A 21,745-nucleotide genomic window follows, 5' to 3' on the forward strand; every position below is an offset into this window, starting at 1 on the left:
GGCGTCAGGCGACCTCGACGATCAGCTCCACTTCCACCGGCGCATCCAGTGGCAGCTCGGAAACCCCGACCGCCGAACGTGCGTGCGCGCCCTGCTCGCCGAACACCTCGGCGAGCAGCTCGGAGGCCCCGTTGATGACGCTTGGCTGACCGTTGAAACCCGGCGCCGACGCGACGAACCCGACGACCTTCACCACCCGCGTCACCGCGTCGATACCCACCAGCGAGTTAACGGCAGCCAACGCGTTGAGCGCACAGGTCCGCGCCATCGCCTTGCCCTGGTCCGGGCTGACCTCGGCACCGACCTTGCCGGTACCCAACAGCTGTCCGGCCTCCATCGGGAGCTGGCCCGCGGTGTAGACGAGGTTGCCGGTACGCACCGCCGGCACATAGGCGGCCAGCGGCGCAACCACCTCCGGAAGCGCGAGGCCGAGCTGCCCGAGCCGGGCCGAAGCACTCATCGGACCGGCCCCTTACTTGGGGCGCTTCAAATATGCGACGTGCTGCTCGCCGGTCGGACCCTGCAGCACGGACACCAGCTCCCAGCCGTCGGCGCCCCATTGGTCGAGGATCTGTTTGGTGGCATGCGTCAGCAGCGGGACCGTGACGTACTCCCATGCGGTCGGTTGGCTCATGCCGCGAGCTTATCGCTCAGAGGTGAACCGCTCCGGCCAGCCCGAGTCCCGGTCGGGCTAGCATGCGAAGGTGGCAACCACATCGAGCGGCGGAGCTGCCGTCGGCTGGCCGGCGCGCTTGACGAAGGCCCGTTTACATTTTGTGACCGGCAAAGGCGGAACGGGGAAGTCGACCATCGCGGCCGCGCTGGCCCTGACCCTGGCCGCCGGGGGCCGCAAGGTCCTACTCGTGGAAGTCGAGGGCCGCCAAGGGATTGCGCAACTCTTCGATGTGCCACCCCTGCCGTATCAAGAGGTGAAGATCGCGACCGCCGAACGCGGCGGCCAGGTCAACGCCCTGGCGATCGACATCGAGGCCGCCTTCCTGGAATACCTCGACATGTTCTACAACCTGGGCATCGCGGGCCGGGCGATGCGCCGCATCGGCGCGATCGAGTTCGCGACGACGATCGCGCCGGGGCTGCGTGACGTGCTGCTGACCGGCAAGATCAAGGAGACGGTGATCCGCGTCGACAAGAATCGGCTTCCGGTCTATGACGCTATCGTCGTGGACGCCCCGCCCACCGGGCGGATTGCGCGCTTCCTCGATGTGACCAAAGCGGTGTCCGATCTGGCCAAGGGCGGCCCGGTGCATTCGCAGGCCGACGGCGTGGTGAAGCTGCTGCACTCCGAGCAGACGGCCATTCACTTGGTCACCCTCTTGGAGGCGTTGCCGGTCCAGGAAACGCTGGAAGCGATCGAGGAGCTTGCCGAGATGCAGCTGCCGATCGGCAGTGTGATCGTCAACCGCAACATTCCCTCGTACCTGCAGCCGGCCGATCTGGCGAAGGCCGCGGAGGGAGACGTCGACGCGGACTCGGTGCGGGCCGGACTGGAGAAGTCCGGAATCACCTTGAACGACAAGGACTTCGCGGGCCTGCTGACGGAGACCATCGAGCATGCGACGGTCGTCGCGACGCGTGCCGAGATCGCCCAGCAGCTCGATGCGTTGAAGGTGTCACGACTGGAACTACCAGCGATTTCCGACGGGGTCGACCTCGGTAGCCTCTATGAGCTGTCGGAATCACTTGCCCAGCAGGGGGTTCGATGAGCATCACGCCCACACAGCTTGATATGGCCGCGATCCTGGCCGACACGACCAATCGTGTGGTGGTGTGCTGCGGCGCGGGCGGGGTGGGCAAGACCACTACCGCGGCCGCGATCGCGCTGCGCGCCGCCGAATACGGGCGCAATGTCTGCGTGTTGACCATCGATCCGGCCAAGCGGCTGGCCCAGGCGCTGGGGGTCAGCGACCTCGGGAACACGCCGCAACGGGTCCCGCTGGCCGCGGAGGTTCCCGGCGAGCTGCACGCGATGATGCTCGACATGCGCCGCACCTTCGACGAAATGGTGGTCCAGTACTCGGGACCCGGTCGCGCACAAGCGATTCTGGACAACCAGTTTTATCAGACCGTCGCCAGTTCGCTCGCCGGCACGCAGGAGTACATGGCGATGGAGAAGCTGGGCCAGCTGCTGGCCGAGGATCGCTGGGACCTGGTTGTCGTCGACACCCCGCCGTCGCGCAACGCACTGGACTTCCTGGACGCGCCGAAGCGGCTGGGCAGCTTCATGGACAGCCGATTGTGGCGCCTGTTGCTGGCGCCGGGCCGGGGCATCGGCCGGTTGGTCACCGGCGCAATGGGTTTGGCGATGAAGGCGATGTCCACGATCCTGGGTTCACAGATGCTCGGCGATGCCGCAGCGTTCGTGCAGTCGCTGGACGCCACCTTCGGCGGGTTCCGCGAAAAAGCCGATCGCACCTACGCGCTGCTGAAAAGGCGTGGGACGCAGTTCGTTGTGGTGTCGGCGGCCGAGCCCGACGCGCTGCGCGAGGCGGCCTTCTTCGTCGACCGGCTGTCGCAGGAGGGGATGCCGCTCGCGGGGCTGGTTCTGAACCGCACCCACCCGCCGCTGTGCTCCCTGCCGGCCGAGCGCGCGATCGACGGCAGCGAAATGCTGGATCACGATGCCGACTCCGAAGCGGCGTCGCTGGCCTCGGCGGTGTTGAAGATTCACGCCGACCGTGCGCAGACCGCCAAGCGGGAGATCAGATTGCTTTCGCGGTTCACCGGAGCCCATCCGCATGTGCCGGTCATCGGCGTTCCGTCGCTGCCGTTCGATGTCTCGGACCTGGAGGCGCTGCGGGCGCTCGCCGATCAGATCACTTCGGTCGGTGACGAGGCGGGCCGGGCAACGGCCCGCTGAGGAACCGGCCCATCTGAACACGTCGGTGACGAGGCGGGCCGGGCAACGGCCCGCTAGGGAACCGGCCCATCTGAACACGTCGGTGACGAGGCGGGCCGGGCAACGGCCCACGGGCCCCTGCACTAGGGGCCCGGTCGAACCGCTGGGTCAGCCGACGCTGCGGCCTCGCTTCTTGTCGAAGAAGTCCGCCCAGGACACCACCTCGGGGTGCTGCTTGAGCAGGGCGCGGCGCTGCCGCTCGGTCATGCCGCCCCAGACCCCGAACTCGACCTTGTTGTCCAGCGCGTCTGCTCCGCACTCCTGCATCACCGGGCAATGGCGGCAGATCACTGCCGCCTTACGCTGGGCCGCTCCGCGGACGAACAGTTCGTCGGGATCGGTGGTCCGGCATAGCGCCCTGGAGACCCAAGCGATCCGTTCTTCGGCATCAACACTGCGGAGTATCCCTTGTGCGGCTGCAATGTTTGTCCTACGCGCCGCCGGCCGTATTGGTGACACGAACTGTTCCCTTCCCTACCGGCCGCCCGTCACGGCCGCCCTCCTGGGGTGCAGATCCTCACCTAGCGATCTACGCCACACTATGTACATCGGTGTTACCTGAATCTCACCGTGTGTCTAAGTTAGGTGGTCAGGTGCCAATTGCGCAACAGTCCGATAACGCTTTTTTTGGGACGGGCGTGCCGTCTCGTACCGAACGATAGCCGAAGAAGTGATCTTGCACACTCCGCTGCGCTTCTGACCTGTGACGCGACTGCAAATTCGGGCCCGCCGCCCCCGATCGCGAAACGACGCAATTTTTGAGTGAACGCGCAGCGTGGCGGCGTGACTGAGGGCCGCTACTGTAGTAGCCATGTCAGACCGCCCCCCGGCCGCGCTCACGATCCTCAAGCTTGCGGGGCTCTGTTTGTTGGCCAGTGTGGTCGCCACGGCCCTGCTGTTTCCCTTCGCCGGCGGAATAGGCCTGGTGTCCAATCGGGCGTCGGAAGTGGTCGCCAACGGCTCGGCTCAGCTGCTCGAGGGCGAGGTGCCGGCCGTCTCGACGATGGTCGACGCCAAGGGCAACACCATCGCCTGGCTGTATTCGCAGCGCCGCTTCGAGGTGCCCAGCGACAAGATCGCCAACACGATGAAGCTGGCGATCGTGTCCATCGAGGACAAGCGGTTCGCCGACCACAACGGGGTCGACTGGAAAGGCACCCTGACCGGGCTGGCCGGCTACGCGCGCGGTGACGTCGACACCCGCGGTGGCTCGACCATCGAGCAGCAGTACATCAAGAACTACCAACTGCTGGTGACCGCGAAAACCGACGCCGAGAAGCGCGCGGCGGTGGAGACCACCCCGGCCCGCAAGCTGCGCGAGATCCGCATGGCGCTGACGCTGGACAAAACCTTCACCAAGCCCGAGATCCTGACCCGGTATCTGAACCTGGTCTCGTTCGGCAACGGCTCGTTCGGCGTGCAGGACGCCGCCCAAACCTACTTCGGCATCAACGCGTCCGACCTGAACTGGCAGCAGGCGGCGCTGCTGGCAGGCATGGTGCAGTCGACCAGTGCGCTCAACCCGTACATCAATCCCGACGGTGCGCTGGCGCGGCGAAACTTGGTGCTGGACACCATGATTCAAAACATTCCGCAGGAGGAGGACGCGCTGCGCGCGGCCAAGGCCACGCCCCTGGGAATCCTGCCGCAGCCCAACGAGCTGCCGCGGGGCTGCATCGCGGCGGGCGATCGCGCCTTCTTCTGCGACTACGTCCAGGAGTATCTCTCCCGGGCCGGGATCAGCAAGGAACAGGTGGCCCGGGGCGGCTACCTGATCAAGACGACGCTGGACCCCGACGTGCAGATCCCGGTCAAGGCGGCCATCGACAAATTCGCCAGCCCGACGCTCCCGGGGATTTCGAGCGTGATGAGCGTGATCCAGCCCGGCAAGACGTCGCACAAGGTGATGGCGATGGCCAGCAACCGCACCTACGGGCTCGACGTCGACGCCGGTCAAACCATGCGCCCACAGCCGTTCTCGCTGGTCGGCGACGGTGCGGGCTCCGTCTTCAAGATCTTCACCACGGCCGCGGCCCTGGACATGGGGATGGGCACCAACGCCATCCTCGAGGTGCCGGGCCGCTTCCAGGCGAAGGGCATGGGTAGCGGCGGGGCCAAGGGCTGCCCGAAGGACAACTGGTGCGTGGTCAACGCCGGTAACTACCGCGGGTCGATGAACGTCACCGACGCGTTGGCCACCTCGCCCAACACCGCGTTCGCCAAGCTGATCCAGCAGGTCGGCGTGACGCGCACGGTCGACATGGCGATCAAGCTCGGGCTGCGGTCCTATGCCGACCCCGGCACGGCCCGCGACTACAACCCCGACAGCAACGAGAGCCTGGCCGACTTCGTCAAACGGCAGAACATCGGCTCGTTCACCTTGGGCCCGATCGAGGTGAACGCGCTGGAGCTGTCCAACGTCGCGGCCACCCTCGCCTCGGGCGGCACCTGGTGCCCACCCAACCCGATCGACAAGCTGGTCGACCGCAAGGGCAACGAGGTCGCGGTGACCACCGAGACCTGCGACCAGGTGGTGCCCGACGGTCTGGCGAACACGCTCGCCAACGCGATGAGCAAGGACGCGCTGGGCGGCGGCACGGCGGCCGGTTCGGCCAGCGCGGCGGGCTGGGACCTGCCGGTGTCCGGCAAGACGGGCACCACCGAGGCGCACCGCTCGTCGGGCTTCGTGGGCTTCACCAACCATTACGCGGCGGCCAACTACATCTACGACGACTCCCCCAACCCCACCGATCTGTGCTCTTCTCCGCTGCGCCACTGCGGCGAGGGCGACCTGTACGGCGGTAATGAACCGGCGCGCACGTGGTTTACCGCGATGAAGCCGATCGCCACCAATTTCGGGCCGATTCAGTTGCCGCCCACCGACCCGCGCTACGTCGACGGGGCACCCGGGTCCCGGGTGCCCAGCGTGGCCGGCCTGGACATCGACGCGGCACGCCAGCGCATCAAGGAGGCGGGCTTCCAGGTCGCCGACCAGAACAGCTTCGTCAACAGCAGCGCAAAGCAGGGCGAGGTGGTCGGGACAACCCCCAGCGGCGCAACGATTCCGGGGTCGATCATCACCATCCAGGTCAGTAACGGCATCCCGCCCGCGCCGCCGCCGCCACCGGAAGGGGCACCGCCGCCGGTCGGCTCGCAGGTCGTGGAGATTCCGGGGCTGCCGCCGATCACGATTCCGCTGCTGGCGCCACCGCCGCCCGCGCCCGGCCAGCCGCCTCCGTAGGCGTGATTGCCGCACTCCTCCTCACCCCGCATCGTCGTACGGCCGGGCGCCGTAATCCAAGAGATACAGCTTCCAGCTGGCGACCGGCAGTAGGCTGCCAGCATGGCTGATGTTTTGCCCGTCCTGATACGTGCCGGCGCCGCCGCGCTCGGTACGAGCGTCGCCGGCCTCGGTTACGCCGCGGTCATCGAGCGGAACGCGTTCGTCCTGCGCGAGATCACCATGCCCGTGTTGACCCCGGGCTCGACACCGCTGCGGGTCCTGCATATCAGCGACCTCCACATGACGCCCGGCCAGCGCCGCAAACAGGCGTGGCTGCGCGAGCTGTCCGGCTGGGAACCGGACCTGGTGGTCAACACCGGCGACAACCTGGCCCACCCGAAGGCCGTGCCGTCGGTCATCCAGGCCCTGGGCGATCTGCTGTCGCGGCCGGGCGTGTTCGTGTTCGGCAGCAACGACTACTTCGGGCCGCGGCTGAAGAACCCACTGAACTACGTGACCAACCCGTCGCACCGGGTCCGCGGCGAGCCGCTGCCCTGGCAGGACCTGCGGGCGGCGTTCACCGAGCGCGGCTGGCTCGACCTCACTCACACCCGGCGCGAGTTCGAGGTGGCGGGCCTGCACGTCGCCGCCGCAGGCGTGGACGACCCGCACATCGACCGGGACCGCTACGAAACCATCGCGGGCCCGGCCAGCCCGGCGGCGAATCTGCGGCTGGGCCTGACGCATTCGCCGGAGCCCCGGGTGCTGGACCGGTTCGCCGCCGACGGCTATCAGCTGGTGATGGCCGGACACACCCACGGCGGTCAGGTGTGCCTGCCGTTCTACGGCGCGCTGGTGACCAACTGCGGGCTGGACCGCTCTCGCGCCAAGGGGCCGTCCCGCTGGGGCGCGCACATGCGGTTGCATGTCTCCGCCGGGATGGGCACCTCGCCGTTCGCGCCGGTGCGATTCTGCTGCCGGCCGGAGGCGACCCTGTTGACGTTGATCGCCACCCCGATGGGCGACCGCGACGCGGCCAGTGACCTGAGCCGTTCGCAGCCAACAGCTTCGGTGCGTTGACCGCCCAGACCCGGATTGCGGTGCGCAGCCGCTCACGGTGCTGGACAGACAACGCGATCCGGCTGATTCAGGCCGACGCCCGCCGCAGCGCCGACACGCATCTGCTTCGCTATCCGCTGCCCGCAGCGTGGTGCGCGGGCGCCGATGTCGCGCTGTACCTCAAGGACGAGACCACGCACATCACCGGCAGCCTCAAGCACCGGTTGGCCCGGTCGTTGTTCCTCTACGCGCTGTGCAACGGCTGGATCGACGAGGGCACGACGGTGGTCGAGGCGTCGTCGGGTTCGACGGCGGTGTCGGAGGCCTATTTCGCGGCCCTGCTGGGTCTGCCGTTCGTCGCCGTGATGCCCGCGGCGACGAGCACGTCGAAGGTGGCGCTGATCGAAGCCCACGGCGGCCGTTGCCATTTCGTGCAGAGCTCCAGCGAGGTCTACGCCGAGGCCGAGCGGGTGGCCCGCGAAACCGGGGGCCACTACCTGGACCAGTTCACCAACGCCGAACGGGCCACCGACTGGCGGGGCAACAACAACATCGCCGAGTCGATCTTCGAGCAAATGGGCGAGGAGGACCACCCCGTCCCGGAATGGATCGTGGTCGGGGCGGGCACCGGCGGAACCAGCGCCACGATCGGGCGCTACATCCGCTACCGGCGGCACGCCACCCGGTTGTGCGTCGTCGACCCGGAGAACTCCGCGTTCTTCCCCGCCTACGCCCAAGGTCGGAACGACCTGAACGACTCAGTGATGCCCGCCTCGTCGCGCATCGAGGGCATCGGCCGGCCGCGGGTGGAGCCGTCGTTCCTGCCCGGCGTGGTCGACCGGATGGTGGCGGTGCCGGACGCGGCGTCGATCGCGGCCGCGCGCCATGTCAGCGCCGTGCTTGGACGGCGGGTGGGGCCGTCGACGGGCACCAACCTGTGGGGTGCGTTCGGCCTGCTCGCCGAGATGGTCGCCGAGGGCCGCAGCGGGTCGGTGGTCACGCTGCTCGCCGACAGCGGCGACCGCTACCGCGACACCTACTTCAGCGACGAGTGGGTCGCCGCGCAGGGGCTCGATCCGGCCGGCCCGGCCCAGGCGCTGGTCGAATTCGAGCGATCCTGCTCCTGGGAGTGACCCGGCGCACCGCGGTTTGGCCACTCGATGGGCCGGTGCGATAGGCTGTCGAAGCTTCAAGCGGGGTGTGGCGCAGCTTGGTAGCGCGCTTCGTTCGGGACGAAGAGGCCGTGGGTTCGAATCCCGCCACCCCGACTAGTTAGACATTGATCGCTCTTTGCCGTCCAGCGCCGGTCACACCGGCTGTTCGAGCGACGGATCGCGGCCCGTCAGCGCGTTTTCGCCGGGGCGGTGTCGGGCGCAATCACCCGAAACCGGGCCGATATGGTGGATCTCACCGTAGTGCTGAGCAAACAGCATTGACATTCGTCGCCGTCAAAAACCACAACTGATCGCCTCGCGAGACCGCAGACTGCTGAAACGGCACGGGGTAATGCCTGCCACCGGTCCCGACGCATGAGGGCGACATTCAGTGACCAATTTTGACGATCTCACCCTGCTCACCGACGTTCTGCGCGCCTGTCGCTGCCGATGTTCGCCGACGAGCTGAGCATGGGCGCGCTGAACTTCTACACCGATCACCCACAGGCCTTCTCCGAGGACTCGCGCCGGATCACCGCCATCTTCGCGACGCTCGGCGCCCCGTGGAGCAACGTCGTGCGCACCCAACAGTTCCGGGAAGCCCTGAGCACCCGCGACACGATCGGACAGGCCAAAGGAATCCTCATCGAGCGCTACGACCTCGACGACCAGACGGCCTTCAACACCCTGATCAAGCTCTCGCAGAGCATGGACACCCCGCTGCGCGACGTCGCGCGCCGGGTAATCGAGGATGCAACAGGGCGGTGACGTCGCGGGGCTCAGGCCGAACATGCTGTGGCCCAAGGCATCTCGCTAGCTTTCCCACTCCGGTTCCAGCCGCCGCGGCCCGGCGTGGGGCGCGACCCCGTGGGTGCGCCGCCGACCCCGCGCGTGGACGGGCGCGATGCGCGTCCAGCTCTGCAACTGAGTGCGCCCCACCAGACGGCAGTGATGGGTGACGGCCAATTGGCGGGCCGCCTTGGTGAACGTTTGGTTGGTCACCACGACCGTGCGGTTGCAGCCATGCTGCAGCGCCCCGGCTACGACCTGCTGGACCGCGGCCACGCCCACGGCCTTCGCCAACCGCTTGCATTGAACGGCCATGCGGGCGCCGTCTTTTCTGGCGATCAGATCCACGCCGTAGTCGCCGGTGCTGGCCGTGGGTGTCACGGTGTAGCCCGCGATGCGTAGCTGCGCCGCAACGAATTCCTCGAACTCAACGCCGGACATCCGATCGATGGTCCGCAGCCCGGATTTCGCGCATTTGAGGTCGCGCCGTCGCTGGGCGTCGGCCTGGTAGCGGTCCCGTTGCACCGAAAGCCACCACAAGATGGCCACCGCGACGGCGAGCCCGCCGAGTCCCGCCGCGCATCCCGCCGGCAGGCTGCCGGTGCTCTTTTGCGTGAGATACCAAGGGAGCGCCAACCCCAGCACGAGGAGCGACCCGAGTACCTTCTCCATGGCTCCTCAACGTGCCGACGCCGACTTGTTCGATGAACCTAGTGGATGCCACCGACAATCCGGCGAAGGTGCACGGTCGCGCCGCGGGCCGCGGGGCGGCGCACCGGTGTCAGGCGCAGTCGGCGCACACCGGAAGGCCGGAGCTCGAGCCGCGCATCCGGCTACGGTGCTGCACCAGAAAGCAGCTCGAGCAGGTGAACTCGTCGGCCCGTTGGGGAATCACCGTCACCGACAGCTCTTCCCCGGACAGGTCGGCGCCCGGTAGTTCGAAGAAGTGCACATCGTTGGGGTCCTCGTCGACCACGGTGGTCGCAGGCCCCTGCAGGGTTGGGGCGAGTTCACGAAGGGAGGACTTGTCCTGGGTGTCGGTCTCGGATACACGGCGTGCGTCGTAGTCAGTGGTGGTCGCCATCGGGGTTCCTTCCTGCTATGGAACGGGTTGACGCACCTTGCTGTACTCACCCGTGGCGCAGGCAGTACCCCGTTCCGGCGCGCGCTACACGGAAGCGGCCCAAAAAAATTGCGCCGACCCCGATCGCAACACAACGTCGGCGGGCATCGGCGGCCCTTCACCGGCACCTGTGCGGTGCCGACGGTCGTCGGCTTCGGCGGCGGTGTGCTGCGTGACGGGGCAAACCCCGAGCGCTCAGCTGCTTGGCGGCGGCGGGGGGTGGTCGGAATACACGGCGTGCCAGCGCAGTTCGGCGTCGCGGACTCTGCGGTGGGCACGCAGCAGCCAGGCCGCGCTCAGCGCACCCAGTGTGGCGGCCACGATCAGCGCGATGGCGCCGCCCACGAGATGTCCGGCCGCCACGGCGAACAGGCCCACGGTCATGGCGATAACCGCGGCGGCCGAGCCGAGGAGGCCGGGTGCGTTGGCACCGTTCCTGATGGATTCGCCGGCGTGCTGGCGAGTGGTACGGGCATGGTCGACTGGAGCGTTCTTGCGGAAATCCAACGTCATCCCTCGTCGAAACGTATTGTGTACCAGTATTATTCGTTGCGGCTGAATTCCGCTGGCAGGCACGGCGAAACCGCCCCGATATCGCGGAACACCACCGACGGTTACCCGTCATCGCGGGGCGCAAACGAAACCGCGCGCTGTGTCAGCCGTGCCCGGCGTGGGTATGAAGGACACATGATTTCACGAGCGCAGGCGGGCCTATGCGCCGCCACCGACGCCGGGAGCCTGCCCTGACGGCGCACGGCGGCACGCCCGCCGTGTTGTTCGACGTCGATGGAACCCTGGTGGATTCCAACTACCTGCACGTCCATGCGTGGCAGCGCGCGTTCGACGCCGAAGGCATCGTGGCGGCGTCCTGGCAAATCCATCGCTGCATCGGCATGGACGGCGCCAGGCTGGTGCGAACGCTCTCCGATGACGCCCCGGCCGACGTGCAGGAGCGGCTCAGCGACAAACACAGCCAGTACTACCGGGAGATCACGCCACTGCTGCAACCTCTGCCCGGCGCCCAAACCCTGCTGCGCCGCGTCGCCGACCTGGGTTTACAGGTCGTGCTGGCCAGCTCGGCGCCCGAAGACGAGCTGGAGATCCTGCGCAAGGTGCTCGATTGCGACGACGTCATCTCCGAGACGACGTCCTCGCGCGACGTCGACACCGCCAAACCCGAACCCGGCATCGTGCGGGTGGCCCTGGACCGCGCCGGCGTGGATGCCGAGCACGCCGTGTTCGTCGGGGACGCGGTGTGGGACGCCCACGCCGCTGCCGGCGCGGGATTGCCGTGCATCGGGCTGCTGAGCGGCGGCATCGCCCGCGCGGAGTTGCAGGAGGCGGGCGCCGATCCCGTCTTCGCCGATCCACGCGACCTGCTTGAGCACCTGGAATCCACCCGCATCGCGGCGCTCGCGCCGGGGCGTTGACCGACGGGGTCGCGGCTATTCGCCGTGGCTCCGCAGCAGCAGCGGCAGTACCCACCAGAAGAAGGTGAACAGCGGCAGGGCGCACGCCCCGGCTATGAGGCCCACACTTCGTCCGGCCACCGCAGCGAAAATGATCGTGGTCAGGCCGATCAGTGCCAGGCCGAGCAAGCCCAGCCCGGCATAGGCGCACCGGTGTGCGGCCGACACGAGGACTTGAAGGCGATGGCGCCGGAAAAGTATCCGGTGCATGGCGACCGGGGCGATCAGCAAGACGGTCGCGCACACCGCGGACACCACGGTGGCCAGATAGACGACGCGCATATGCGGCCCCAACACGTCGAAGCGCTGCTGGAACGGCAGTGTCAGCAGAAAACCGGTCAGCAGCTGCACCCCGGTCTGAACCACCCGCAGCTCCTGCAGCAGGCTGTTCCAATTGCGGTCCAGCCGTTGAACTTCGGTTTCGCCCCGCTCTTGGCGATCCCACCGCTGGTCGGATTGCGGATGGTCGACGTCCATAGCCCTGATCATCGCACCCGGGGTGCGGGTGGACACAGCTTCGATGGCAATGCGGAATCAGACTCGGCGCGATCGTGCCAAAGGTGTTGCCGGACAACTACACCTGTCGGGACTCGGCTCACCCGGGCATGGGCGCGGAGCAGCGGGGCGCGACGCGCTGCTGCGCGCCAGGGGCAGCGACTCGCTAGTTGAGTTTGCCGTCCCGCACCCCGGTCAACGCATCGTCGAGCGTCGGGTACAGCGGGAAGGTCTTGTCCAGGCCGGTCAGGTGGATCGGCCTGCGGGTCGCCGGGCCCCGTGCGACCACGCCGAACCCCGTCTCCCTGCCCAGCTTCTCGTAGGTCGCCGCCAGGATCTTCAGGCCGACCGAGCCGAGAAACTCCACCGCGGACAGATCGATGACCAGTGCCGCCGGGCCCTCAGCGACGACCGCGCCGATCGCCTGTTCCAGGGCGGGAGCCGTGACCAAATCGATTTCGCCGCTGACACTGACCACGGAAACGCCGTCGTGGTCCTCAACCAACGTGGTAATCGAATCAGGAGCTGACAATGGCAATCCTTCGTCCTGGGCCGTGGCGTGGTCTTACCCTAGCCTGCGTTACGAACTGCGGGAAGAATATGCCCTCTACACGTGCCCCGCGACTAGCCAGGCTAGTCTCGCAGCAGGGAACGACAGACCGCAGGGCGCGACGTGGCACTCGGGAGGCCAGATGTCAGATTCGCCGTCGGAGTTCAACAGTACCGGCACCGCAGCGCAGACCGTCGGCATCTCCAGTGAGGGGCTGCTTCCCCAGCTAGTCCAGCACCTCCGGCAGAACCGAACCGTTCTGCGGGAGGAATGGGCCCGCCGCATCACCGAGGCCGAGCTGCTCACCGCGATGACCCCGGAGGAAATCTTTTCCGAGGCGACCACGGTGTACGACAGCTACGTCGAGGTGCTCGAGACCGGTAGCGTCGAGGCGCTGCAGGACTACGCGCGTGACCTGTCGGAACGCATCATTCCCCGCGGCGTGGAAACCGACGAGGTCGTCGGCATCGTGCTGCTGCTCCGCGACGTGCTGGCGCGGTCGCTGTTCGAGAAGTACCAGACCGACTTCGAGATGCTCAACCGCGTCCTCGACGCCTACGAACCGGCGGCCAACCGTATTGCCAACACCGTGGCCGTCAGCTTCGTGCAGGAACGCGAGCGCATCATCCGCCAGCAGCAGGAGGCCATCCGCGAGCTGTCGACGCCGGTGCTGCAGGTGCGCGAGCAGCTGCTGATCTTGCCGATCATCGGTGTCCTCGACAGTCAGCGAGCCCGCCAGGTCACCGAACAGCTGCTGCGGGCAATCCGCGCGAACCGCGCGAAAGTCGTGGTCATCGACATCACCGGTGTGCCCACCATCGACTCGACCGTGGCGAACCACCTGGTGCAGACGGTCGACGCGTCGGGCCTGATGGGCGCCAGCGTGATCATCACCGGCTTGTCCTCGGAAATCGCGCTGACGCTGGTGACCATCGGCCTGGACCTGTCGAAGATGAACGCCGTCGGCGACCTGCAGGGCGGTATCGAGGAAGCCGAACGGCTACTCGGCTACGAAGTCACACGCACCGGCGAACAGACCGGATAGCCACCATTAGCACGAGCACCCCATGCCAGTACCGATTCTGAAACAGGGCTCGATCCTCATCGCCTCGGTGCAGTCGGCGCTCACCGACTCCGATGCCGAACGCCTTCGCTTCGACCTGATGGAACGGGTCAGCAGGTTCCGCGCGCAGGGCATCATCGTCGACGTCACCGCCATCGACGTGATGGACTCGTTCGCCGCCCGATCGCTGCGGACCATTGCCCACATGACCCGGCTGCGGGGCGCGGACACCGTGATCGTGGGCCTGCAGCCGGAGGTGGCCTTCGCGATGGTCCAGCTGGGCCTGGCGTTCGATGACATGAACACGGCGCTGGATCTTGAAGAGGGCCTCGCGCTGCTGAATCGCCAAGGCGGAGTGGGGAAATCGACGATCGGACGCGACGGTGGCGACTGATATCGTCGTCGCCATCGACAATTCTGACGACATCGTCGAAGCTCGCAAAGCCGGACATCAACTCGCACTCGACCTGGGATTCTCCCTCACCGACGTCACGATGATCGCCACGGCGATCTCGGAAATAGCGCGGAACATCACCAGTTACGCCGGCCGCGGTGCCGTTCGGGTCGCCGTCGCCGATCGGGATGGGCGCAGGGCCCTGGTGGTTCGCGCCGAAGATCAGGGCCCCGGCATCGCCGACATCGAACGTGCGATGGAGGACGGATACACGACCGGACGCGGGCTGGGGATGGGCTTGCCGGGCGCCCGCCGCCTGATGGACCGCTTGGTCGTCGAGTCCACCCTCGGCAAGGGGACCATCATCGAAATGTGGAAATGGGTGCCCCCTCGTGCATGAAAACGGCCGCTTCGGTCCAATCGAGTGGGCAAGGGCGGGCAGGCCTTTGCCCAGCGAGTACACGTCCGGCGACCGGGGTATCGCCGTCGAGGTCGGCGATACGGCCGCGCTGTTCGGGGTGGTGGACGGCCTTGGCCACGGGCCCGCCGCCGCAGACGCCGCGTTGCGCGCCGTCGAGGCAATCACGCGCGCCAGTTCCGAGCGGGTCGAAGTCCTCATCCAGCTCTGCCACCGCGTGTTGGACGGCACCAGAGGTGTCGCAATGACGTTGGCGCGTATCGATTTCGCCACAAACACGCTGACCTGGACCGGCATCGGCAACGTCACCGCCGATCTGCTGGTCAAGGCACCGACCGGTATTCAGGTTCGGTCCAGTGCACGACTCACCGGCGGCATCGTCGGCTACCGCATACCGGAAATCCTGCCGGCGCAAGTGGTTTCCATCCGGCCCGGTGACCTGTTGGTGATGAGCACCGACGGAATAGCCGAAGACTACCTGGATCATATCGAATTCTCGGCCCCGGCCGTGGCTATCGCGGAAGGACTCCTCGGTAAGGACGCCAAGGAAACCGACGATGCGATGGTGCTGGCGGCGCGTCACAGGGGAGTGCGAACTTGAGCGCCGACAACGACTTTCACGATCAGTACGCGGCCGCGTTGCGCGCCTATCTGGACTCGCACGACGAGGCCAGCCTGTCGGTTGGCAATGAGCTCGGACGCAGGGCCCTGCAGGAACAAATCAGCCTGCTCGAAATCATCGAGCAGCACGTCCGGCTGGTCTTCGAAATCTCGCAAGACGTGCGCATCGATGCGCCGATCGCGCTGGAGTTCCTCCTGCAGCTGCTGGTCCCCCTCGACGTCGCGACGCGCGGCTTCATCGACGGCAACCGACGCTACGCCGAACAGCGAGCCCGGGCCGAGGGGCTGGCCGACCGTGACAAATTCCGTACCGCGCTGGTCAACTCGCTGCAGGAAGGTTTCTTCGTCGCCGATCACGAGGGCTCGGTGGTCGAAGTCAACAGCGCCTTCATCGAGATCCTCGGGTTTCCCAGCGAGGGCCTGCCGTACAAATGGCCGCACCCCTGGCTGGTCGACACGAAGACCGCGGGCGAACAGATCAGTCGGGTTCTCAGCGACGGCAGGGCCGACTACGAAACACCGATCCGCCATGCCGACGGGCATCTGGCGTGGGTGAAGGTGAGCATCAACGCGGTCAAGGAGACCGGCAGCGACCGGGACGCCTACGTGGGAACGATCCGCGACGTCACCGCCGAGCGCGCCTTCGCCGCTCGGGAAAGTGCGGTGCTGCGCCTGGCCACCGCGGTGGCGGTGGCCAAGAGCGTGGACGAGCTGCTGTCGATCACGCTCGACGAGTGCAGCGCGGCGGTCGATGTGCGACGGGTGATCGCGGTCTCGTGGCCCAACGGTGACAGCGACCCGACGGTCGAGGCGGCGGGCGAGCCCTCGGTCTCGTCGTGGCGCGAGCTGGATCCGTGGTTGCGCCATACCTTCCAGGACGCGCGTCACCAATTGCCGCTGACGGCGAAAACGATTGCGGCGCCGGACAATCCCGGCAAAGCACAGGGCCTGGTCGCCGTCCTCTCCGGCACCGGCGACCTGACATTGTGGCTCGAGCTGCGCACGCCACGCTGGATCAGCGGGGAGGATCGGCTGCTGGTCACCGTGCTGATCGGCCACCTGAGCCTGGCCATGCAGCACGTGCGTCAGTTCGAGAGCGCGCGGGAGACGTCGCTGACGTTGCAGCGTGCCATGCTGCCGCCGGTTCAGCCGCCGCCGGGCTTCGCGGTCCGCTACGAACCCGCGGTGCCGCCGTTGGAGATCGGCGGCGACTGGTATGACGTGTTGCCGATCGGCGAGCACCACATCGGCATCGTCGTCGGAGACTGCGTGGGTCGCGGCCTGCCGGCGGCCGCGATCATGGGGCAGCTGCGGAGCTCCGCGCGGGCGCTGCTGATCAACGGCGCCGAGCCGGCCGTGCTGCTCGATCAACTCGACTCGGCGGCATCGCTGATACCGAATGCGTACTGCACGACGGTGTTTCTGGCGATTCTCGACACCGAGACCGGGGTGCTGCAGTACAGCAATGCCGGGCACATGCCGGCCGTCCTGGTCGGCCCGGAGCCCGGCGCCACGAAAATGTTGACCGACGCCGCATCGGTGCCGCTCGCGGTCCGGCGGCATGAACCGCGCCCGCAGACCACCCAGGTGCTGCCGCCCGGCTCGACGCTCATGCTGTTCACCGATGGGCTCGTCGAACGCAAACACGAGTCAATTGACGACGGAATCGGGCGGGCCGCAGGCGTTCTGGCGCAAACCACGACATCGCCGTTGGACACCGTCGCCGATGTGGTGCTCCGTGAACTGGCCCCGGCAGGGGGGTACGACGACGACGTCGCAATGGTGATCTACCGGCACCAGCAGGCACCCTTGCGGATCGAAACCGGCGCCACCGCAGACCAATTGGTCCTTATTCGGCATCGACTGGCGAACTGGCTGCGCGCCGGTGGCGTAACGGACGAGTTGGCAGCCGACATCGTGCTGGTCGTCAGCGAAGCGTGCACCAACTGCGTCGAGCACGCATATCGCGGATTCGCCGCCGGCACCATGCTGGTCGACGTCAGTCTTGTTGACGGGCAAGTACGCACCCGGATCACCGATTACGGCTCGTGGAAGGCGCCGTCCACCCCACCGGGCAACGGCGGGCGGGGCCTGCCGCTGATGGAGGTGCTCAGCGACTCGATGAACCTCGACACCACCGCCACCGGCACCACCGCCGATTTCACCTTCCGCCTGCCGGCCGGCTGAGCCGCATCGAGGGCGGTACGCAACCGCGTGCCGTTTGCCCGCCCCGCACAGCGGGTAGACATCGGCGTGACCCGCACATCGACCACGACCGAACCCGTCCTGCCAGCGGCACACGGGCCGCTGTCGACGGCCGTGCGCTGCGCGCTGGCAGGTCCACCTTCGGTCGACCACCTGGCCCGCATCGGCGCATCCGTGCGTGATTCCGATCCCTACGGTCTGGATCTGCAACTGGCGCTGTCCATGTGTTACGAGCTGCACTACCGCGGTCTGGCCGGTGTCGACCCCGCATGGGAATGGAATCCCGCGCTGCTAGGCCTGCGCGCCGAACTGGAGCGGGTGTTTCTGGCCGGCGTGCGCCGCGACGTCGGACACATCGATCCCGACCAGACGGCGGCCGCCGAGATGGAAGCGATCACGGTCGAACCCGTCGACGGAACCGGTCCATCGTACTTTTTGCGCGATACCGGAACCTGGCAGCAGATGTGCGAATACTTCGTGCACCGCTCGCTGTATCACCTCAAAGAGGGTGATCCGCACGCGTGGGCCATCCCGCGTCTGACGGGAATGGCCAAGGCGGCATTCGTGGCAGTCGAATTCGACGAGTACGGCGCCGGACGGGGCTCGCGGCTGCACCAGCAGCTGTTCGCCGATCTGCTGGCGGCGGCCGGTCTGGACGCGACCTACTGGGGTTACGTCGACGCGGTGCCCGCCGAATCTTTGGCGGCGGTCAACCTGATGTCGCTGTTCGGACTGCACCGCTCGTTGCGCGGCGCGGCGATCGGGCACTTCGCCTCGACGGAGATCACCTCACCCCCGGGGTCGCAGCGCATGGTGAAAGCCCTGCGGCGCCTGCAGGCTCCGGAGCCGTGCGTCGAGTTCTACAGCGAGCACGTCGAGGCCGACGCGGTGCACGAACACGTGGTGCGTATCGACGTGGTGGGCGATCTCGTCGCGCAGGAGCCGAAGCTCGAGCACGATGTGATCTTCGGAATCCGTGCCCATGCCGCGGTCGAAAACCGCTTGGCGGAACGGATTATGACGTCGTGGCAGCAGAATCGGACGTCGTTGCGGAGCCCGCTGGAGCATCCGATATTTTGACGCGCCGGCACCGGCGATGGCTGGTGTCGCACAACGGGTAGCGGCCGCTACGGCGGCAGGTACAGATCGCCACCATGAACCGATCGGACTCGACGACCTCGCCGCCGGGCATCTCGATCCGCACCGGGCCCGAGACCAGCACGGGCCCGTTGGGGACCACCTGCACCCGGGTGGCGGTCACCGTTTCTCCGCCCGGATCACGATCAGCTCCTCTTCGCGCCGCCCACGCGGTATCAGGCCGACCTCTTCCAGCCACCTCGCCCGGGACGACAGCACCGGGCCGAAGGGGATCCATTTGGAGGCAATCACTTTCGCGTCCATGCCGGCCCACTTCAGGGAATCCAACGACTGTTGGACACCGGCGAGCGCCGAATGCACCAGTAGCAGGGATCCGCCGTCGCGCAACAGCTTTGGCGCCGACTCGCACAGCGGGTCGAGGACCATCCGGCCATCGACGCCGGCGTTCCACGCCCACGACGGTCCGGCCGTCGGGCAGATCTCCTCCAGCTCGGCGCCGGGCGGAGTGGGTACATAAGGCGGATTCGACACCACCACATCGAACGGCGCGCAGTCCACCGCGGCGATCCACGATCCTTCGCGGACGTCGACCTGGACCCCGGCAACCGCGGCGTTCTCCCGAGCGCAACGCACCGCGTGCGGGCAGACGTCGAAGGCCGTCGCACCGGCACAACCCATTGCCGCGGCCGCGATAGCGACGAACCCGCTACCGGTGCACAGATCGAGAACCCTGCGCCCCGGGATGAGCCCGGTGTCGTGCATCACGTCCACCAGCAGACGAGAGTCTTGTTGCGGCTGATACACGTTGGGAGCGGGCGAGACAGCGGGCTCGGGATACGTGGTCGTCACTGTTGGCCTTTCGAGAACCCTACGGAAATTGCCGCTGAACACGGCCTGGCGGGATAATGCCCGCAAACCGGCGCATTCAAACGGAGCAGCCGAAAAGTCATTGCGGCTAACCCGCTGTCCCATGGGCGAACTGCTTGAGGATGGTCGCGCAGAACGCCGGGAGGTCCGACGGCGAGCGGCTGGTGATCAGATTGCCGTCGACGACGACTTCCTCGTCGACGACGTGGGCGCCCGCGTTGCGCAGATCGGTGCGGATACTGGGATACGACGTCAACGTCCGGCCCACCGCCACACCGGCTTCCACCAGCGTCCAGGGACCATGACAGATGGCCGCCACCGGCTTTCCCGACCCGACGAAATCGCGGACGAACGACACGGCGGAGTCGTCCATGCGCAGCTTGTCCGGATTCACGGTGCCGCCCGGCAACACCAGACCGTAGAATTCATCCACCGAGGCATCGGATACCTGCCGGTCCACAGGGAACGTTCCGGCCGGTTCGAGATCGTGGTTACGCGCCTGGATTTCGCCGTCCTTCAAAGACAGCAGCTGCACCTGGGCGCCGGCCTCCTGCAGCGCCGCACGCGGCTGTTCGAGCTCCACCTTTTCCACGCCGTCGGCGGCGAGGATCGCTATTTTCTTGCCCTGCAATTCGTTTGACATCGTCGCTTCCCTTCCGCGATCGCCGATTTCCCCTCGGATCAAGAGCGCGCAGCTATGGAACGCCCCGCCCGGCCCCGTCGCCGGTGGTGCGCAGCGCCGTGTAGAGGTCGAGCCCGGCGATGCCGGAGAGGAGTGTGGCCGAGATGACGCCCTGGCGCCGTCGCCCGGGGCCGCGGGCGGCCACACCGGCGATCAACAGCGCCATGTCCAGCACATCGCCGGCCACCCGGGTCCACACCAGCTTGGCGGGCCCGCCCAGCAGTGCCGCGCCATGGCCGCATTCACGCACCCCGAGCGCGCGGATCACCCGCCGCGAGCGGCTGGTGTCGTCCACACCGGCGATGGCGGCGACCTTCCCCGGGGCCACCAGCTCGCTCACCCCTAGGCCGAAGCTGGCGCCGCTGAGGGCCTTCACGAGTGTTCCTGTGGTGTCACCGGTTCGATCGGTCATCATTCACTCCCCCTGCTTTGCCGGATTCCGGATACCTGCGGGCCCGGCTGCGCGGCAGCAGCGCCGGGGCCAACGCCCGCCGGCACGCCCGTTCACGGTCCCAGCACTCACGACGTCCCGACATCTGGCTGGCTGCGCACGACTGCGACCCGGATACCCGAGCGAGTTGCGGTCAAACCCGCGATCAGTTTGCTGCGTCGCGCAGGGCAGCGAGCAAAGGCTCCGCGGCGTCGGAGAGAAACCTTTCCTGGGTTTCTCCGCCGATCTGCACGAGCGCGATATCGGTGAACCCGGCTTCCCAGTAGGGCCGGACGCTCTCGACGATCGCGTCGAGGTCAGGACCGCACGGAATCGTCTCGGCGACGTCTTCGGGCCGCACGAACTGGGTCGCGCCGGCGAACCCGGCCGGCGTCGGCAGGTCGGCATTGACCTTCCAGCCGCCGGCAAACCAACGGAACTGGTCGTGCGCACGCTTGACGGCGGCGTCCCGATCGGGATCCCAGGACACCGGTATCTGGCCGACCACCCGTCCGCCGCCGGCCAGATTGGCGGCTTGCCGGGCGCCGTGCCAGGCGTCGACCAGTTCCTTCTTGGGTTCCGTCGCGATCAGGTGGTCGGCGAGCTTGGCGAATTTGTCGACCGCCCTGGTGCCCCCGACCGCCACCCCGATGCCGACCGGAACGTCGGGGACGTCCCACAACCGCGCCGAATCGACCTGAAAGTAGTCGCCGGTGAAGTCCACCAATTGTCCGCCGAACAACTCCCGGATGATTTTGATGGCCTCGCGCAGCATGTCTTGCCGCCGCGCGACGGCCGGCCAGCCCTTGCCGACGACGTGTTCGTTCAGGTTTTCACCGCTGCCCAGCCCCAGGGTGAACCTGCCGTCGGACAGGATCTGCACGGTGGCCGCCTGCTGGGCTACGATGGCGGGGTGATACCGCATCGTCGGGCACGTCACATAGCTGTAGAGGTCGACCTGTTCGGTGGCCTGCGCGACCGCACCCAGCACCGCCCAGGCGTTGGGCGCGTGCCCTTGTGAGGTGAGCCACGGCGAGAAGTGGTCACTGCAGACGTGGAAGTCGAAGCCGCGCGCTTCAGCCGAAACGGCATCCCGGACAAGGTCTTTGGGTCCACTCTGCTCGGTCATCAAAGTGTAGCCAAAATTCGTCATGCGTGACGGAGTACCCGGCTGCACCGAGCGCAAAC

At 67.2% G+C, this 21,745-nt stretch carries 26 protein-coding genes, 1 tRNA gene and 1 pseudogene; 14 read left to right on the plus strand and 14 right to left on the minus strand.

Annotated elements, in window-relative coordinates:
* Positions 1-4: 4 nt before the first annotated feature.
* Entirely contained in the window at positions 5-460 is a 456-nt protein-coding gene (locus A5688_RS18435; RefSeq protein WP_067908633.1) for a RidA family protein, read from the minus strand.
* A gap of 12 nt (positions 461-472) precedes the next feature.
* Positions 473-634: a DUF4177 domain-containing protein gene (locus tag A5688_RS27410; protein WP_007772224.1), complete on the minus strand. Its 162-nt coding sequence runs from the start codon at positions 632-634 to the stop codon at positions 473-475.
* A 70-nt stretch (positions 635-704) separates the two neighbouring features.
* Here A5688_RS27410 and A5688_RS18440 point away from each other — a divergent pair, with 70 nt between their 5' ends.
* A complete protein-coding gene (locus A5688_RS18440; RefSeq protein ID WP_067831411.1) occupies positions 705-1,724 on the plus strand; it encodes an ArsA-related P-loop ATPase in 1,020 nt (339 codons plus the stop codon).
* On the plus strand, positions 1,721-2,878 hold the full coding sequence (locus tag A5688_RS18445; protein WP_068268237.1) for an ArsA family ATPase: 1,158 nt from the start codon (positions 1,721-1,723) through the stop codon (positions 2,876-2,878). Before A5688_RS18440 ends, A5688_RS18445 begins: the two co-directional genes overlap by 4 nt.
* A gap of 147 nt (positions 2,879-3,025) precedes the next feature.
* On the opposite strand, the gene A5688_RS18450 is transcribed toward A5688_RS18445, so the two are convergent.
* Positions 3,026-3,376: a WhiB family transcriptional regulator gene (locus tag A5688_RS18450; protein ID WP_067831881.1), complete on the minus strand. Its 351-nt coding sequence runs from the start codon at positions 3,374-3,376 to the stop codon at positions 3,026-3,028.
* Positions 3,377-3,728: 352 nt separating this feature from the next.
* Here A5688_RS18450 and ponA2 point away from each other — a divergent pair, with 352 nt between their 5' ends.
* The 4 genes from ponA2 to A5688_RS18470 all read left to right on the plus strand — a co-directional run bounded on the left by ponA2 (position 3,729) and on the right by A5688_RS18470 (position 8,467).
* The gene (gene ponA2 / locus A5688_RS18455) at positions 3,729-6,158 is read left to right on the plus strand and encodes a transglycosylase/D,D-transpeptidase PonA2 (protein ID WP_067831883.1); all 2,430 of its coding nucleotides are present in this window, start codon (positions 3,729-3,731) and stop codon (positions 6,156-6,158) included.
* Positions 6,159-6,260: 102 nt separating this feature from the next.
* A complete protein-coding gene (locus A5688_RS18460; protein WP_067831891.1) occupies positions 6,261-7,220 on the plus strand; it encodes a metallophosphoesterase in 960 nt (319 codons plus the stop codon).
* Positions 7,217-8,332, plus strand: a complete 1,116-nt coding sequence (locus A5688_RS18465; RefSeq protein WP_067831894.1) for a PLP-dependent cysteine synthase family protein — start codon at positions 7,217-7,219, stop codon at positions 8,330-8,332. The genes A5688_RS18460 and A5688_RS18465 overlap by 4 nt, the downstream gene beginning before the upstream one ends.
* Positions 8,333-8,393: 61 nt before the next feature.
* A tRNA-Pro gene (locus A5688_RS18470) sits at positions 8,394-8,467 on the plus strand.
* Between the two features lie 39 nt (positions 8,468-8,506).
* Here the strand turns inward: A5688_RS18470 and A5688_RS28350 are convergent.
* On the minus strand, positions 8,507-8,632 hold the full coding sequence (locus A5688_RS28350; RefSeq protein WP_278184164.1) for a hypothetical protein: 126 nt from the start codon (positions 8,630-8,632) through the stop codon (positions 8,507-8,509).
* 159 nt (positions 8,633-8,791) lie between these two features.
* Between A5688_RS28350 and A5688_RS18475 the strand changes: the two are divergent.
* Positions 8,792-9,121, plus strand: a pseudogene (locus A5688_RS18475) (ANTAR domain-containing protein); the annotation flags it as partial.
* Between the two features lie 45 nt (positions 9,122-9,166).
* On the opposite strand, the gene A5688_RS18480 reads toward A5688_RS18475, so the two are convergent.
* The 3 genes from A5688_RS18480 to A5688_RS18490 all read right to left on the minus strand — a co-directional run bounded on the left by A5688_RS18480 (position 9,167) and on the right by A5688_RS18490 (position 10,778).
* The gene (locus A5688_RS18480) at positions 9,167-9,814 is read right to left on the minus strand and encodes a restriction endonuclease (RefSeq protein WP_067907972.1); all 648 of its coding nucleotides are present in this window, start codon (positions 9,812-9,814) and stop codon (positions 9,167-9,169) included.
* Positions 9,815-9,923: 109 nt separating this feature from the next.
* The gene (locus A5688_RS18485; protein ID WP_067831900.1) at positions 9,924-10,226 is read right to left on the minus strand and encodes a DUF4193 domain-containing protein; all 303 of its coding nucleotides are present in this window, start codon (positions 10,224-10,226) and stop codon (positions 9,924-9,926) included.
* A gap of 234 nt (positions 10,227-10,460) precedes the next feature.
* The gene (locus A5688_RS18490; RefSeq protein ID WP_067831902.1) at positions 10,461-10,778 is read right to left on the minus strand and encodes a hypothetical protein; all 318 of its coding nucleotides are present in this window, start codon (positions 10,776-10,778) and stop codon (positions 10,461-10,463) included.
* Positions 10,779-10,978: 200 nt separating this feature from the next.
* Between A5688_RS18490 and A5688_RS18495 the strand changes: the two genes are divergently transcribed.
* Positions 10,979-11,695: an HAD family hydrolase gene (locus A5688_RS18495; protein WP_067831905.1), complete on the plus strand. Its 717-nt coding sequence runs from the start codon at positions 10,979-10,981 to the stop codon at positions 11,693-11,695.
* 15 nt (positions 11,696-11,710) lie between these two features.
* On the opposite strand, the gene A5688_RS18500 is transcribed toward A5688_RS18495, so the two are convergent.
* The gene (locus A5688_RS18500) at positions 11,711-12,211 is read right to left on the minus strand and encodes a DUF6328 family protein (protein WP_067831906.1); all 501 of its coding nucleotides are present in this window, start codon (positions 12,209-12,211) and stop codon (positions 11,711-11,713) included.
* A gap of 184 nt (positions 12,212-12,395) precedes the next feature.
* Positions 12,396-12,761, minus strand: a complete 366-nt coding sequence (locus A5688_RS18505; protein ID WP_242660185.1) for an STAS domain-containing protein — start codon at positions 12,759-12,761, stop codon at positions 12,396-12,398.
* Positions 12,762-12,921: 160 nt separating this feature from the next.
* On the opposite strand from A5688_RS18505, the gene A5688_RS18510 reads away from it, so the two are divergent.
* From A5688_RS18510 to A5688_RS18535, 6 genes are all read left to right on the plus strand, one after another.
* Positions 12,922-13,824, plus strand: a complete 903-nt coding sequence (locus A5688_RS18510; protein ID WP_067831910.1) for an STAS domain-containing protein — start codon at positions 12,922-12,924, stop codon at positions 13,822-13,824.
* 22 nt (positions 13,825-13,846) lie between these two features.
* On the plus strand, positions 13,847-14,236 hold the full coding sequence (locus A5688_RS18515) for an STAS domain-containing protein (RefSeq protein WP_067831912.1): 390 nt from the start codon (positions 13,847-13,849) through the stop codon (positions 14,234-14,236).
* Positions 14,226-14,636, plus strand: coding sequence for an anti-sigma regulatory factor (locus A5688_RS18520; RefSeq protein WP_067831914.1), 411 nt, complete (start codon positions 14,226-14,228; stop codon positions 14,634-14,636). The genes A5688_RS18515 and A5688_RS18520 overlap by 11 nt, the downstream gene beginning before the upstream one ends.
* A complete protein-coding gene (locus A5688_RS18525) occupies positions 14,629-15,255 on the plus strand; it encodes a SpoIIE family protein phosphatase (RefSeq protein ID WP_067831916.1) in 627 nt (208 codons plus the stop codon). Before A5688_RS18520 ends, A5688_RS18525 begins: the two co-directional genes overlap by 8 nt.
* A complete protein-coding gene (locus A5688_RS18530) occupies positions 15,252-17,462 on the plus strand; it encodes a SpoIIE family protein phosphatase (protein ID WP_067831919.1) in 2,211 nt (736 codons plus the stop codon). The genes A5688_RS18525 and A5688_RS18530 overlap by 4 nt, the downstream gene beginning before the upstream one ends.
* Positions 17,463-17,528: 66 nt before the next feature.
* Entirely contained in the window at positions 17,529-18,560 is a 1,032-nt protein-coding gene (locus tag A5688_RS18535; protein WP_067831921.1) for an iron-containing redox enzyme family protein, read from the plus strand.
* Here A5688_RS18535 and A5688_RS26975 read toward each other — a convergent pair.
* The 5 genes from A5688_RS26975 to A5688_RS18555 form a co-directional block, all read right to left on the minus strand.
* Positions 18,496-18,741 (minus strand): CDGSH iron-sulfur domain-containing protein, encoded by a 246-nt coding sequence (locus tag A5688_RS26975; RefSeq protein WP_165606903.1) that lies wholly within the window; start codon positions 18,739-18,741, stop codon positions 18,496-18,498. The two genes, A5688_RS18535 and A5688_RS26975, sit on opposite strands and share 65 nt — an antisense overlap.
* Positions 18,738-19,427 (minus strand): HemK2/MTQ2 family protein methyltransferase, encoded by a 690-nt coding sequence (locus A5688_RS18540; protein ID WP_067907976.1) that lies wholly within the window; start codon positions 19,425-19,427, stop codon positions 18,738-18,740. Before A5688_RS18540 ends, A5688_RS26975 begins: the two co-directional genes overlap by 4 nt.
* Before the next feature lie 106 nt (positions 19,428-19,533).
* Positions 19,534-20,088: a type 1 glutamine amidotransferase domain-containing protein gene (locus A5688_RS18545; RefSeq protein WP_067907979.1), complete on the minus strand. Its 555-nt coding sequence runs from the start codon at positions 20,086-20,088 to the stop codon at positions 19,534-19,536.
* Between the two features lie 52 nt (positions 20,089-20,140).
* Positions 20,141-20,539 (minus strand): malate dehydrogenase, encoded by a 399-nt coding sequence (locus A5688_RS18550; RefSeq protein WP_242660186.1) that lies wholly within the window; start codon positions 20,537-20,539, stop codon positions 20,141-20,143.
* Positions 20,540-20,723: 184 nt separating this feature from the next.
* Positions 20,724-21,710 carry an LLM class F420-dependent oxidoreductase gene (locus A5688_RS18555; RefSeq protein ID WP_067907982.1) on the minus strand — a complete coding sequence of 329 codons (987 nt, stop codon included), beginning with the start codon at positions 21,708-21,710 and terminating at the stop codon, positions 20,724-20,726.
* Between the last annotated feature and the right edge of the window lie 35 nt (positions 21,711-21,745).

Origin of the sequence: Mycobacterium mantenii (genome assembly GCF_001667865.1) — a bacterium.
GTDB lineage: Bacteria > Actinomycetota > Actinomycetes > Mycobacteriales > Mycobacteriaceae > Mycobacterium > Mycobacterium mantenii_A.

Coding starts and splice junctions, on each gene's coding strand:
- A5688_RS18460 (WP_067831891.1), top strand. CDS start 6,261: ATGGCTGATGTTTTGCCCGTCCTGATACGTGCCGGCGCCGCCGCGCTC.
- A5688_RS18510 (WP_067831910.1), top strand. CDS start 12,922: ATGTCAGATTCGCCGTCGGAGTTCAACAGTACCGGCACCGCAGCGCAG.
- A5688_RS18445 (WP_068268237.1), top strand. CDS start 1,721: ATGAGCATCACGCCCACACAGCTTGATATGGCCGCGATCCTGGCCGAC.
- A5688_RS18515 (WP_067831912.1), top strand. CDS start 13,847: ATGCCAGTACCGATTCTGAAACAGGGCTCGATCCTCATCGCCTCGGTG.
- ponA2 (WP_067831883.1), top strand. CDS start 3,729: ATGTCAGACCGCCCCCCGGCCGCGCTCACGATCCTCAAGCTTGCGGGG.
- A5688_RS18495 (WP_067831905.1), top strand. CDS start 10,979: ATGCGCCGCCACCGACGCCGGGAGCCTGCCCTGACGGCGCACGGCGGC.
- A5688_RS18485 (WP_067831900.1), bottom strand. CDS start 10,226: ATGGCGACCACCACTGACTACGACGCACGCCGTGTATCCGAGACCGAC.
- A5688_RS27410 (WP_007772224.1), bottom strand. CDS start 634: ATGAGCCAACCGACCGCATGGGAGTACGTCACGGTCCCGCTGCTGACG.
- A5688_RS28350 (WP_278184164.1), bottom strand. CDS start 8,632: ATGCTGTTTGCTCAGCACTACGGTGAGATCCACCATATCGGCCCGGTT.
- A5688_RS18480 (WP_067907972.1), bottom strand. CDS start 9,814: ATGGAGAAGGTACTCGGGTCGCTCCTCGTGCTGGGGTTGGCGCTCCCT.
- A5688_RS18550 (WP_242660186.1), bottom strand. CDS start 20,539: ATGACCGATCGAACCGGTGACACCACAGGAACACTCGTGAAGGCCCTC.
- A5688_RS18490 (WP_067831902.1), bottom strand. CDS start 10,778: ATGACGTTGGATTTCCGCAAGAACGCTCCAGTCGACCATGCCCGTACC.
- A5688_RS18500 (WP_067831906.1), bottom strand. CDS start 12,211: ATGGACGTCGACCATCCGCAATCCGACCAGCGGTGGGATCGCCAAGAG.
- A5688_RS18545 (WP_067907979.1), bottom strand. CDS start 20,088: ATGTCAAACGAATTGCAGGGCAAGAAAATAGCGATCCTCGCCGCCGAC.
- A5688_RS18435 (WP_067908633.1), bottom strand. CDS start 460: ATGAGTGCTTCGGCCCGGCTCGGGCAGCTCGGCCTCGCGCTTCCGGAG.
- A5688_RS18555 (WP_067907982.1), bottom strand. CDS start 21,710: ATGACGAATTTTGGCTACACTTTGATGACCGAGCAGAGTGGACCCAAA.